The 12,131-nt window shown below is 62.3% G+C and carries 10 protein-coding genes; 7 read left to right on the forward strand and 3 right to left on the reverse strand.

What is annotated here, in order from left to right; genetic code table 11:
- Window positions 1–83 precede the first annotated feature (83 nt).
- Together ALQ04_RS22025 and ALQ04_RS22030 are read left to right on the forward strand one after the other, a co-directional pair.
- Complete coding sequence (locus ALQ04_RS22025; protein ID WP_183142245.1) at window positions 84–902, forward strand: DUF4892 domain-containing protein; 819 nt, start codon at window positions 84–86, stop codon at window positions 900–902.
- Between the two features lie 47 nt (window positions 903–949).
- Window positions 950–1,999, forward strand: a complete 1,050-nt coding sequence (locus ALQ04_RS22030; protein WP_122317843.1) for an AI-2E family transporter — start codon at window positions 950–952, stop codon at window positions 1,997–1,999.
- Between the two features lie 58 nt (window positions 2,000–2,057).
- Here the strand turns inward: ALQ04_RS22030 and xopAW are convergent, their stop codons facing one another.
- From xopAW to ALQ04_RS22045, 3 genes are all read right to left on the reverse strand, one after another.
- On the reverse strand, window positions 2,058–2,723 hold the full coding sequence (xopAW, locus tag ALQ04_RS22035; protein ID WP_122317889.1) for a XopAW family type III secretion system calcium-binding effector: 666 nt from the start codon (window positions 2,721–2,723) through the stop codon (window positions 2,058–2,060).
- Between the two features lie 107 nt (window positions 2,724–2,830).
- Window positions 2,831–3,871, reverse strand: a complete 1,041-nt coding sequence (locus ALQ04_RS22040) for a cell wall metabolism sensor histidine kinase WalK (RefSeq protein ID WP_122317844.1) — start codon at window positions 3,869–3,871, stop codon at window positions 2,831–2,833.
- On the reverse strand, window positions 3,868–4,617 hold the full coding sequence (locus ALQ04_RS22045) for a response regulator (protein WP_122317845.1): 750 nt from the start codon (window positions 4,615–4,617) through the stop codon (window positions 3,868–3,870). The genes ALQ04_RS22040 and ALQ04_RS22045 overlap by 4 nt, the downstream gene beginning before the upstream one ends.
- Before the next feature lie 293 nt (window positions 4,618–4,910).
- Here ALQ04_RS22045 and kdpF point away from each other — a divergent pair, with 293 nt between their 5' ends.
- The 5 genes from kdpF (at window position 4,911) to ALQ04_RS22070 (ending at window position 12,097) form a co-directional block, all read left to right on the forward strand.
- The gene (gene kdpF, locus ALQ04_RS22050; RefSeq protein WP_122317846.1) at window positions 4,911–5,000 is read left to right on the forward strand and encodes a K(+)-transporting ATPase subunit F; all 90 of its coding nucleotides are present in this window, start codon (window positions 4,911–4,913) and stop codon (window positions 4,998–5,000) included.
- 8 nt (window positions 5,001–5,008) lie between these two features.
- On the forward strand, window positions 5,009–6,703 hold the full coding sequence (kdpA, locus tag ALQ04_RS22055; RefSeq protein WP_122317847.1) for a potassium-transporting ATPase subunit KdpA: 1,695 nt from the start codon (window positions 5,009–5,011) through the stop codon (window positions 6,701–6,703).
- 16 nt (window positions 6,704–6,719) lie between these two features.
- The gene (gene kdpB, locus ALQ04_RS22060; protein WP_259645065.1) at window positions 6,720–8,780 is read left to right on the forward strand and encodes a potassium-transporting ATPase subunit KdpB; all 2,061 of its coding nucleotides are present in this window, start codon (window positions 6,720–6,722) and stop codon (window positions 8,778–8,780) included.
- Window positions 8,781–8,853: 73 nt separating this feature from the next.
- Complete coding sequence (gene kdpC, locus ALQ04_RS22065) at window positions 8,854–9,426, forward strand: potassium-transporting ATPase subunit KdpC (RefSeq protein WP_122317849.1); 573 nt, start codon at window positions 8,854–8,856, stop codon at window positions 9,424–9,426.
- 16 nt (window positions 9,427–9,442) lie between these two features.
- Window positions 9,443–12,097 (forward strand): sensor histidine kinase KdpD, encoded by a 2,655-nt coding sequence (locus tag ALQ04_RS22070; RefSeq protein WP_122317850.1) that lies wholly within the window; start codon window positions 9,443–9,445, stop codon window positions 12,095–12,097.
- Window positions 12,098–12,131 lie beyond the last annotated feature (34 nt).

A 12,131-nucleotide genomic window follows, 5' to 3' on the forward strand; every position in this document is an offset into this window, starting at 1 on the left:
GACCACCCAATGGCCTTCTATACTCGCCTCAGGGGCGACGTTGCCCATTCCATTTTTTCCCTTGCAAGTCGATGAGAGCATCCATGCGTTTATCCCGTGCTCCATTTGTCATGTTGTGCGCGTCACTGTTCAGCACTCTGGCGTTCGCTGCCGATGTGCCGGGCAGTCATGACCTGCGTATCGTACCGCGTCTTGCGGAAGCCGAAATTGTCGATTATCGACCCGCTGCCGAGCTGGAGCGTATCTATCCGCTGGGATCGATCCGCAAGATCAGCGGCCAGATGCGCTTTGATGGCCAGGTCAGTGCGCGCGGCAACCTGACCTCGGTAACCTACCAGTTACCTGCCGAACACACCTCCGACGAAGCCTTTACCGCCGCCCGCGAAGCCTTGCAGGCGCAGGGTGCCGAGTTACTGTTCTGGTGCCAGGCCCGCGATTGCGGGGAAAGCAGCCTGTGGGCCAATGAAGTCTTTGGCAATTCCAAGCTGTATGGCGCCGATGACCGGCAAGCCTATCTGCTGCTCCGCCTGGCCGAGCCGGACAACGAAACCCTGGTCGCGCTATACAGCATCACGCGCGGCAATCGCCGGGCTTACCTGCATGTCGAGCAGTTCACTGCCGCCGCGCCACTCGGTGAACTGCTGCCGACGTCCGCCACATTGCTGCGCCAGCTCAAAAGCACTGGCCGCCTGGATTTACCGCGCCTCAAAGGTGAGCCGCAAGAGAATTGGGTGACCTTGCTGTCGCGTGGCCTGAACCTGGACAGCACCTTGCGTGCGACCGTCTCGGGCGCCCGTGCCGACGTCTGGCGTGAAGCGTTGGTGGCCAAGGGCGTGCGCGGGGCACGATTGGAAACGGGAAGTGTCGATAAAGCAGGCCTGGTGATCGAAGTCATCCGCTAGATTCATCGCTATGCTCATTTTTTCGATGTCTTTCATTAGGATGCCTCATGAACAACGACCGTCTGCTGGTGCAGATCCTGCTGCTGGTACTGCTGAGTGCCTGTCTCTGGGTGATGGCGCCGTTCTGGTCGGCCCTGGTATGGGGAGCGGTTCTGGCATTTGCCAGCTGGCCACTGATGCGCTTGCTGACTCACTGGTTCAAGGGTCGCGAGTCGCTGGCCGCGCTGGTGATGAGCCTGTGCTGGCTGTTGCTGGTCGCCGCGCCGCTGGTCTGGCTGGGCTTCAACCTTGCCGATCACGTGCGCGACGCCACGGCCTTCATCAAGGATGTCCAGGTCGACGGGCTGCCTGATCCACCGGCCTGGCTGGCGGGGATTCCGTTCGTGGGTGAACGGCTGGTAGGAATCTGGAACACCATCGATGAGCAGGGCGCGGCGTTCATGGCGGCCGCAAGGCCTTATCTGGGCGAGGTCGGCAACTGGTTGCTGGCCCGTAGCGCGCAGATTGGCGGCGGCATTCTCGAACTGACCCTGAGCATCGTGTTTGCGTTCTTTTTCTATCGGGACGGCCCGCGGCTTGCGGCCTTTGTGCTCAGCCTGCTGGAGCGCTTGATCGGCGAGCGGGCCCAGTACTATCTGGATCTGGTGGCCGGTACGGTACAACGGGTGGTCAATGGCGTAATCGGCACTGCCGCCGCCCAGGCAATCCTGGCCTTGATCGGCTTCCTGATCGCCGGCATTCCCGGTGCGCTGGTGCTGGGCATCCTGACTTTCATATTCAGTCTGATTCCCATGGGGCCGCCACTGGTCTGGATACCGGCCACCGCCTGGCTGGTCTGGCAGGGCGAATACGGCATGGCGGTGTTCCTCGGCCTGTGGGGCACTTTCATCATCAGTGGCGTGGACAACGTGCTCAAGCCGTACCTGATCAGCCGTGGCGGCAACCTGCCGCTGGTGATCGTCCTGTTGGGGGTCTTCGGCGGTTTGCTGGCGTTCGGCTTTATCGGCCTGTTCATCGGTCCGACCTTGCTGGCAGTTGCCTACAGCCTGTTGACCGACTGGGTCGCAGGAGAACGCATCATCAAGACTCAGCGCTAGGTTTCGTAAAGAGCCTGGAAGATCCCGCCGCTCGATGCAGGTCAGCGGCGGTTCCCTGTCAGGCGGCGGTGTCGAGGTATTTGCCGATCGGCTTGCTGCCTTCGGTGTCATAACGCTCGCCCAGCGCGGCAATCATTTTGCTCAAGGCCTGAGCGGCCATCTGATTGGCGTTGGTCTGTTCGCTATTGCTGTTGCTCGGGTTCAGTGCCGAGGCCTGGGCCGCGCCAGCCGGTGGCTGTTGTGGCTGCAGACTGGCGGTCAGTTCTTCAAGGCTGACGGTACCGTCTTCGTTGGTGTCCAGGACGTCGAACACTTCCGTGCTGTTGGCCGTGCTGCCCGCATTGGTCAGGCCCGTGGTCAGTTCGTCGCTGCTGATTGCGCCATCTTCGTCAGCGTCCAGCGAACTGAGCAGCTCTTCGGCCAGATCGGTTGCAGGCTGCATCGGTGGCGGAGGAGGCGGGGTCAGGGCAGCCAGTTCGTCGGCATCCAGACTGTCGTCATCGTCACTGTCCAGGCTGCTGAACGCTTCGCTCAGGCTGACGGTAATGCCGTCCTTCCTGTCCGAAGACAGCGCCGAACCCAGTTCGTCCTTGCTGATGCTGCCGTCACCGTCGGTATCGAGCTTTGCCAACAGCTCTTCCTGAAACTTCTTGCTGTTGGTGCCTGAAGTCAAACTGCTTGAGCTGGTGTAGCTCGATAAACTACTGCTGATGCCACTGATCATTGGGCTGACTCCCATGAGATTGATAGGGCCGGTAGCGGTAAACCGGCTCATGAAGCCTCAAGGGGGCAGTTGTCGTGGGGATGTGGGCTTTGTATCGAGGGGGATACTCAGGCGCGCGGCAGGTCGAGGACGACTGTCAGGCCGCCGCCCGGTGTCTGTGTCAGGTACAGCTCGCCGCCCATGCGCCAGGCAGCCTCGCGGGCGATGGTCATGCCCATGCCGACGCCGCCGGAGTTGCGGTTGCGCGAACCTTCCAGGCGATAAAATGGCTCGAAGATCGTCTCGTGAAACTCCGGCGCAATCCCCGGGCCATGATCGATGACCGAGATCTTCACGCGACTCGCCTGATCCTGAATATCGATATTCACGCTGCCTGCATAACGCAGCGCATTGTCGATCAGGTTGTGCAGGCAGGAACGCAATGCCATCGGCTGAGTCTTGAGGGGCTTGCATTGCCCCTGATATTGCACGTCGTCGCCGTTATCCTGAGCGTTCTCGGCCAGGGATTCGATCAGGGCCTGCAGGTCGAGCTGCTGCACTTCTTCACTCTTGCGATGCTCGTTGAGGTAACTCAGGGTGGCGTCGAGCATGTTGATCATGTCGTCCAGATCCTGAGTCATCTGGCCATGCAGCCTGGGGTCGTCGATCTTTTCGACCCGCAGTTTCAGACGTGACAGCGGTGTGCGCAGATCGTGGGAGACGGCTGCCAGCATGCGTCCGCGCTGCTGCATCTGTTCGCGGATTTTCTGCTGCATCAGGTTGAAGGTATGAGCCGCGTTGCGAGCCTCGCGGGGGCCGGTGATTTCCAGCGGCGGGCTGTCGAGGTTTTCGCTCAGCCGCTCGGCCGCTTCACTCATGCGCCGCACCGGGCGACTCAGGGCCTTGGCGCCATACCAGGCTGCGATCACCAGCGTGATCAACTGGAAGCCCATGACCGTCAGCGGGCCGCGCCAGGGCGATGGCCTGCGATGTTCGCGTTCTGATGGAAAACCCCTGGCTTCCTGCTGCGCGGAGGCCGGTGGCTCCGCTCGCGGAGGCGGCGGGCCGTATTGGGTGAACCAGATAAATGCCAATACATGCGCCAGCAGGATCGCAATCAGCGCCCCACCGAACAATCGTGCGAAAAGCGTATCGGCTGAGCGGATCAAGCGAGTTCCTTGGCATCGAACAGGTAGCCTTCGCCGCGTACCGTCTTGATCAACTGCGGATTCTTGGGATCGTCGCCCAGCTTCTGGCGCAGGCGCGAAACCAGCAGGTCAATGCTGCGATCGAAGGCTTCGATGGAGCGACCCCGAGCGGCATCCAGCAGTTGTTCGCGGCTGAGCACGCGATGCGGGCGCTCCAGGAATACCCGCAGCAGGCGGAACTCGGCGTTGGACAGTGGCACGACCAGACCATCGGCGGCGATCAACTGGCGCAGGACGCTATTGAGGCGCCAGGCATCGAAACGCACGGTGTTGTGCTGGTCGCTGCGATCGTCTCGCACGCGGCGCAACACGGTCTGGATACGCGCTACCAGCTCGCGCGGCTCGAATGGCTTGGCCATGTAGTCGTCGGCACCCAGCTCCAGACCGATGATGCGGTCGGTGGGTTCGCAACGGGCGGTGAGCATCAGGATCGGAATATCCGAAGTGCTGCGCAGCCAGCGGCACAGCGACAGGCCGTCTTCGCCGGGAAGCATCAGGTCGAGCACCACGACATCGAAGGTTTCCTCGGTCAGCGCCTGACGCATCTGCGTGCCATCGGTGACGCCCTTGGAATGGATGTTGAAACGCGACAGGTAATCGCAGAGCAGTTCACGAATCGCCACGTCATCATCGACGATCAGGGCGCGGATATTCCAGCGCTGTTCGGATGAGGACTGATCGGAATTGCTGCCAGGGATTGCTTGCATAGTGCGACTGATGCCTTGTGATGCCGCCATCACTGGCCGCTGTTGAAGATCAACGCTGCCCGTCATGCTACTTCGCCGGGAGGCGCGGCGAAAGGGTGTAGCGGGAGAATGTCGTGGGCATGTCGTGAATGTATCCTGGCTGGTACAAAAGGACCGGTCCCAGACAGACTGTGCCTTGCCTGCATTTTTACGCCTTCTTTACGCCCCTTGTGACCTGTCGATCTCGTTCCTTTACACCCCGTCTGCGGACAATGGCTGCCAAGCGGCAACCGCCGTAGCGACGGAGAATATTGATGAGCGTTCTGGACGGGGTGTCACTGCTGCTGGCAGTCGGGCTGTTCGTTTACTTGCTGGTTGCGCTGTTGCGCGCTGGCCGGAACTAGGAGCAGCCATGCACAGTTATGACTATCTTCTGATTCTGGCTTTTCTGGTGCTGGTTGTGTTGCCAGCGCCTTTGCTGGGGCGTTTCTATTATCGGGTGGTGGAAGGCGAGCGCACCTGGCTCAGTCCGCTGCTCAGGCCCGTGGAGAATATCTGCTATCGGCTGTCGGGTATCGACCCCAGGGTCGAGCAGAACTGGAAGGCTTACCTGTGGGCCTTGCTGGCCTTCAACCTGGCCGGTTTCGTGCTGTTGTTCGCCATGCTGTTGGGGCAGGGCGCCTTGCCGCTCAACCCGCAGCAATTGCCGGGGCTGGAGTGGTCGCTGGCGTTCAACACGGCGATGAGTTTCGTCACCAATACCAACTGGCAGAGCTACAGCGGTGAAGCCTCGCTGAGTTACCTGAGCCAGATGGTCGGCCTGACCGTGCAGAACTTTGTCAGCGCGGCCACGGGGATTGCCGTCTTGCTGGCTTTCTGTCGCGGTATCAGCCGTCGTTCGACAGAAAATCTCGGCAACTTCTGGACCGACCTGACCCGTGTCACCCTGTACGGCTTGCTGCCGCTGTGCATCGTGCTGGCCTTGTTGCTGGTCTGGCAGGGCGTACCGCAAAGCCTTGCCCACTATATCGACGCCGTGACCCTGCAGGGTGCCGGGCAGAGTCTGCCCATGGGGCCGGCCGCCAGCCAGATCGCGATCAAGCAACTGGGCACCAACGGTGGCGGTTTCTTTGGCGTGAACTCGGCGCATCCGTTCGAGAACCCGACCGCGCTGAGCAACCTGTTGCAACTGGTATCGATCCTGCTGATCCCGGCGGCTCTGGTGTTCACCTTTGGCCACTACGTCAAGGACATGCGCCAGAGCCGGGCGATCATGGCCTGCATGCTGGTGCTGCTGTTGATCGGCGGTGCTGTTTCGTTGTGGGCCGAGTACCAGCCCAACCCGGCGTTGAATATGGCCGGTGTCGAGCAGACCGCGCCGCTGGAAGGCAAGGAAAGCCGTTTCGGCACCACTGCCTCCGTGCTCTGGGCGACGGCGACCACCGCCGCGTCAAACGGCTCGGTCAATGCCATGCACGACAGCCTCAACCCGCTGAGCGGCATGGTTGCGCTGGTCAACATGATGGTCGGCGAGGTGATATTCGGCGGCGTTGGTGTAGGCCTCAACGGCATGCTGCTCAACGTGCTGATCGCAGTGTTCCTGGCTGGCCTGATGATTGGCCGCACTCCGGAATACCTCGGCAAGAAGCTGCAGGCGACGGAAATCCGCCTGCTGGTCGCGACCCTGCTGGTAATGCCGGTCGGCGTACTGGTTCTCGGCGCGGTGGCGGCCAGTCTGCCGGGGCCGCTGGCCTCGGTGAGTAATCCCGGCCCGCATGGTTTCAGCCAGTTGCTGTACGCCTACACCTCGGCCACGGCCAACAACGGCTCGGCATTCGGCGGCTTCAGCGCCAATACCGTGTTCCACAACCTGATGCTCAGCGTGGCGATGTTTCTCGGGCGCTTCGGCTACATCGTGCCGGTGCTGGCACTGGCGGGCAGCCTGGCGCTGAAAAAGGCTGCACCGCAGGGCATCAACAGCTTTCCGACCCATGGCCCGCTGTTCGTGACCTTGCTGACCGTGACCATCCTGCTGGTCGGTGGCCTGACTTTCCTGCCAACCCTGGCGCTGGGACCGATTGCCGAACATTTGAGCCTGGGCTTCTGAGGAACCGATGATGAATATGCAGATTCCTGTGACAAAGCCGTCTGAAACCACTGCCGTGAGCGAACCGCTGAAAACCAGCTTCGCGGCCCTGTGGCGTGGCGCGCTGGTGCAAGCCTTCGTCAAACTCGACCCTCGGCAACTGGTGCGTTCGCCGGTGATGCTGGTGGTGGAACTGACCGCGATCCTGACCACCATCCTCTGCCTGATTCCCGATCCGGCGGTACCGACCGGCGTTGCGGTCCAGATCGCCCTGTGGCTGTGGTTCACGGTGCTGTTCGCCAACTTTGCCGAAGCGCTGGCCGAAGGCCGCGGCAAGGCTCGTGCCGACAGCCTCAAGGCGGGCAGCGAAGGGCTCAAGGCGCGACGCCGCGACGAATCCGGCGCGTTCAGCATGGTCAATGCCAGTGCCCTGCGCAAAGGTGATGTAGTGCGCGTCGAGGCCGGGGAAATGATCCCCGGTGACGGCGAAATCATCGAAGGCATTGCCGCGGTCAACGAGGCGGCGATTACCGGTGAGTCGGCGCCGGTCATCCGTGAGTCCGGCGGCGACCGCTCGGCCGTCACCGGTAACACCCGGCTGGTCTCCGACTGGCTGCTGGTGCGGATCAGCAGCAATCCCGGCGAATCGACCCTGGATCGCATGATTGCCCTGGTCGAAGGTGCCAAGCGGCAGAAGACGCCCAACGAAGTGGCGCTGGATATCCTGCTGATCGGCCTGACCCTGATCTTCCTGCTGGTAGTGGTGACCTTGCAGCCGTTCGCCCGTTTTGCCGGTGGCAGCCTGCCGCTGGTGTTTCTGGTAGCGCTTCTGGTGACCCTGATTCCGACCACCATTGGCGGTCTGCTGTCGGCCATCGGTATTGCCGGCATGGACCGTCTGGTGCGCCTCAATGTCATCGCCAAATCCGGGCGTGCCGTGGAGGCGGCCGGTGATGTGCATGTCCTGCTGCTGGACAAGACCGGGACCATTACTTTCGGCAATCGACGTTGCAGCGCGCTGTATGCGGCAACGGGTGTGACGGCCAGGGAAATGAGCGACGGTACCTTGCTGGCTTCGTTGGCCGATGACACTGCCGAAGGCAAATCCATCGTCGAATACCTGCGTAACCTGCATCCGATGACCGAGCCAAAGTCCGCTGAGTTGACTGCTGTGCCGTTCAGCGCCGAAACCCGTCTGTCCGGTGTCGACTATCAGGGGCGCCAGTACCGCAAGGGCGCGGTGGATTCGTTGCTGGCTTTCGTCGACCTTCAGCGCCGCGACCTGCCAGCGGCACTGGCGCGGGAAATCGACAATATCGCCAAGACTGGTGGTACGCCGTTGCTGGTGTGTGTCGACAAGAAGCTGCTGGGCGCGATTCACCTCAAGGACGTGGTCAAGCCGGGGATTCGTGAACGTTTCGCCGAACTGCGCAAGCTGGGGATTCGTACCGTGATGGTGACTGGCGACAATCCGCTGACTGCTGCGGCGATTGCCGCCGAAGCCGGAGTGGACGATGTACTGGCCGAAGCCACGCCGGAGAAAAAGCTGGAGCGTATTCGCGCCGAGCAGAACGAAGGACGGTTGGTGGCTATGTGTGGCGACGGTGCCAACGATGCTCCGGCACTGGCCCAGGCGGACGTCGGCATGGCGATGAACGATGGCACCCAGGCGGCGCGGGAAGCGGCAAACATGGTCGACCTGGACAGCGATCCAACCAAGCTGCTGGATGTGGTGCAGATCGGCAAGGAGTTGCTGGTCACCCGCGGTGCGCTGACGACCTTCTCGATTGCCAACGATATCGCCAAATACTTCGCGATCCTGCCGGCGCTGTTCGCCGCGATCTATCCGCAACTGGGCGTGCTGAACATCATGCAACTGGCCAGCCCGCAGAGTGCAATCGTTTCGGCCATCGTGTTCAACGCCCTGATCATCGTCTTGCTGATTCCGCTGGCCCTGCGCGGCGTGCGGGTCCAGGCCGCCAGCGCTGCCCATCTGCTGCGGCGCAATCTGCTGATCTATGGGCTGGGCGGGATTGTCGTGCCGTTCGTGGGCATCAAGTTGATCGACCTGCTGTTGGTTGGATTGGGGCTGGTGTAGGGCCGAATTCATTCGGGATGCTTTTCGCGGATAAATCCGCTCCCACAGTGTTTGGTTTTTTGAGGAATTTGCTATGTCCAGTGTATTGCGTCCGGCCTTGAGCCTGATTGTATTGATGACGGTCCTGACCGGGGTGGCTTACCCATTGGCGGTAACCGGTGTTGCCCAGTTGGCTTTCCCCGAACAGGCCAATGGCAGCCTGGTCTACGATGCCAATGGCAAGGTGCAGGGTTCGCAGTTGATTGCCCAGGCGTTCAGCGGTGATGAATGGTTCCAGTCCCGTCCTTCGGCCGGAGCCTTTGCCACGGTTTCCAGCAGTGCGAGCAACCTCGCGCCGAGCAATCCGGCGTTGACAACCCGGGTCGCCGATGACGCGGCGAAGCTGGCTGTTGCGGGGCAGGGCGCGGTGCCGCTGGCATTGCTGACCACTTCCGGCAGTGGCCTCGATCCTCATCTGCCGCCATCCGCGGTGGCTTACCAGGCAGCCCGGGTTGCGGCGGCGCGGCAGTTGCCACTGGAAAAAGTGCAGGCGCTTATCGAGGCCAATACCGAGCGTTCCCTGATCGGCCCGCCGGTGGTCAATGTGCTGAACTTGAATCGTGGCCTGAATCAGTTAACGTCTGCGCAACGCCAGGCACAACTTTGAGTGAGTAGTAACAGATATGAGTGATTCCGGCCGTGCCGATGCCTTGTTAGCCAATATGCCCAGAGCCGGGCGCGGGCGCCTTAAAGTGTTTCTGGGCGCAGCGCCCGGAGTCGGCAAGACTTACGCCATGCTCCAGGCTGCGCATGGGCAATTGCGTCAGGGCGTCAGGGTGCTTGCCGGGGTGGTCGAAACCCATGGCCGCGCAGAAACCGAAGCGCTGTTGGGCGGTCTGCCGCAACAGCCGTTGCTGCGCTCGCAATACCGCGGCGTGACGCTGGAAGAAATGGACCTCGACGGCCTGCTCAGGCAGCGCCCGGAACTGGCACTGGTGGACGAACTGGCCCACAGCAACGCGCCGGGCAGCCGCCATGCGAAACGCTGGCAGGATATTCAGGAACTGCTGGCAGCGGGCATCAATGTCTACACCACGGTCAACGTCCAGCATCTGGAAAGCCTCAACGATCAGGTGCGCGGCATCACGGGCGTGCAGGTCCGCGAAACCCTGCCTGACTGGGTGTTGCAGGAAGCCTATGAGCTGGTGCTGATCGACCTGCCTCCCCGTGAACTGCTGGAGCGGTTGCGCGACGGCAAGGTCTACGTGCCGGAACAGGCGCGGGCCGCCATTGATGCGTTTTTCACCCAGACCAATCTCACGGCTCTGCGCGAACTGGCGATGCAGACGGCGGCGGCCCAGGTCGATAACGATCTGGCCCAGGGTTATCGGCAGATGGGCCAGGACGCACCAGCGGTGCGCGGGCGGTTGCTGGTGTGTGTCGATGGCGATGTGCATGCCGAGCGTCTGGTGCGCCACGCCAGCCGGGTGGCGCAACGTCGGCATTTGCCCTGGACGCTGGTGCATGTCGACAATGGTCGGCCCTTTGATGAACAGTCCCGTGCCCGCTTGCAACGTGCCCAGCAACTGGCCGAGCGGCTGGGCGGTGAAGTGGTGCTGCTGCGTGCGGGTGAAGTGGCCAGAACCCTGATTCAGCATGCGGCAGAGCGACGGGCCAGCGTGGTACTGGTCGGCCAGTCGCCGCCGCGCCTGCGTCGTCGACTGTTCGGCGGTGGGGTTGCCGAGCGCCTGTTGCGTGAAGCCCATGGCCTGGAAATCAGTGTGCTGGACAGCGAGCCGCTGCCGGATCAGCCACGGGTTCGTTCGTCGCGCCCGGCGCCCTGGTTCGACTACTTCTTGGCGCTGGTCGCAACGGTGCTGGCCAGTGCCCTTGCCTGGGCGGTGTCGAATGTGCTGGATTTGCCGAACATCTCGCTGGTGTTTCTCGCTGCTGTCCTGCTGGTGGCGATACGCACCAGCGTCGGACCGGCGCTGGCCTGCTCGGTGTTGTCGTTCCTGGCCTATGACTTCCTGTTCATGCCACCGAGTTTTTCCCTGACCATCCAGCGCGAAGAAGACGTGCTGACCCTGCTGTTCTTTCTGCTGATGTCGGCCCTGACCGGCAAGCTGGCGGCCCGTCAGCGTCGGCAACTGGAAGCCTTGCGCGACACTCAGGAACAGACCAGCGAATTGCTGGATCTGTCGCGCAAAATGACGGCCGCGACTGACCGGCAGGCCGTACTCAGTGCTGCCGAGCAGCACCTCAATGGCTGGCAGGAACTGCAGGTCTGCCTGCTGGATCGTGACGGACAGGGTGGCTGGAAACTCGACAACGATATCGCGCCGTTGTCCGAGCCTGAGCGGGCGGCGGCAGACTGGGCCTGGCAACACGATCAGGCGGCGGGTTACGGCACGGGCACCTTGCCGTCCAGCCGCTGGTGGTGGTGGCCGTTGTCCGGTGACAACGGGCCGCTGGCCCTGCTTGGCGTCTGCCCGCGCAACGGCCAGGAATTCACCGCTCAGCGTCGCCGTCTGTTGATCGCCCTCAGCCAGCCGCTGGCCCAGGCACTGGCGCGTGCGCGACTGGCCGAAGATCTGGAAGCCGCACGCCTGCACGGTGAAACCGAACAACTGCGCAGCGCCTTGCTGGCTTCTGTGTCCCATGACCTGCGGACGCCGCTGACCGCCATGCGCGGCAGCATCGACAGCCTGCTGGCACTGGGCGAAGCCATCTCGCTGGAAGATCGTCGCGAACTGCTGGAAGGCACGCGGGACGAAGCCGAGCGGCTGGACCGCTACATTCAGAACCTGCTGGACATGACCCGCCTGGGGCACGGTGCATTGAAACTGGCGCGAGACTGGGTCTCGCCCGGCGATATCGTCGGCAGTGCCCTCGCTCGCCTGCGTGCGGTACTCGCGCCTTTGCAGGTCGAGGCTCAGGTATCTGGCGAACTGCCGTTGCTGTATGTACATGCTGCACTGATCGAACAGGCACTGGTCAATGTGCTGGAAAACGCAGCGCGTTTTTCGCCACTCGACGGGCGCTTGCAGGTGGCGATAAGGGTTGAGGGCGACGAGCTGGCATTTGCCGTCAGCGATCAAGGGCCGGGCATTCCCGAGGACGAGCGGGCGAAGATTTTCGACATGTTCTACACCGCAGCCCGTGGTGATCGTGGCGGGCAGGGCACCGGTCTGGGCCTGGCGATCTGTCAGGGCATGGTCGGCGCACATGGCGGACGGGTCAGCGTCGGCAGCGGGATTGACGGGCAGGGCACCTGCATCACCTTGCACCTGCCGTTACAGGCCCAGCCCGAAGCGGAAACGGAGTCGTTGTCTTGAGGATGCTTTACGTTAGGCTGGTGGCCAACCGAGC

Origin of the sequence: Pseudomonas cichorii, assembly GCF_003700275.1 — a bacterium.
Classification (GTDB): Bacteria; Pseudomonadota; Gammaproteobacteria; order Pseudomonadales; family Pseudomonadaceae; genus Aquipseudomonas; species Aquipseudomonas cichorii_B.

Coding starts and splice junctions, on each gene's coding strand:
- ALQ04_RS22025 (WP_183142245.1), top strand. CDS start 84: ATGCGTTTATCCCGTGCTCCATTTGTCATGTTGTGCGCGTCACTGTTC.
- ALQ04_RS22030 (WP_122317843.1), top strand. CDS start 950: ATGAACAACGACCGTCTGCTGGTGCAGATCCTGCTGCTGGTACTGCTG.
- xopAW (WP_122317889.1), bottom strand. CDS start 2,723: ATGATCAGTGGCATCAGCAGTAGTTTATCGAGCTACACCAGCTCAAGC.
- ALQ04_RS22045 (WP_122317845.1), bottom strand. CDS start 4,617: ATGCAAGCAATCCCTGGCAGCAATTCCGATCAGTCCTCATCCGAACAG.
- kdpF (WP_122317846.1), top strand. CDS start 4,911: ATGAGCGTTCTGGACGGGGTGTCACTGCTGCTGGCAGTCGGGCTGTTC.
- kdpA (WP_122317847.1), top strand. CDS start 5,009: ATGCACAGTTATGACTATCTTCTGATTCTGGCTTTTCTGGTGCTGGTT.
- kdpB (WP_259645065.1), top strand. CDS start 6,720: ATGCAGATTCCTGTGACAAAGCCGTCTGAAACCACTGCCGTGAGCGAA.
- kdpC (WP_122317849.1), top strand. CDS start 8,854: ATGTCCAGTGTATTGCGTCCGGCCTTGAGCCTGATTGTATTGATGACG.
- ALQ04_RS22070 (WP_122317850.1), top strand. CDS start 9,443: ATGAGTGATTCCGGCCGTGCCGATGCCTTGTTAGCCAATATGCCCAGA.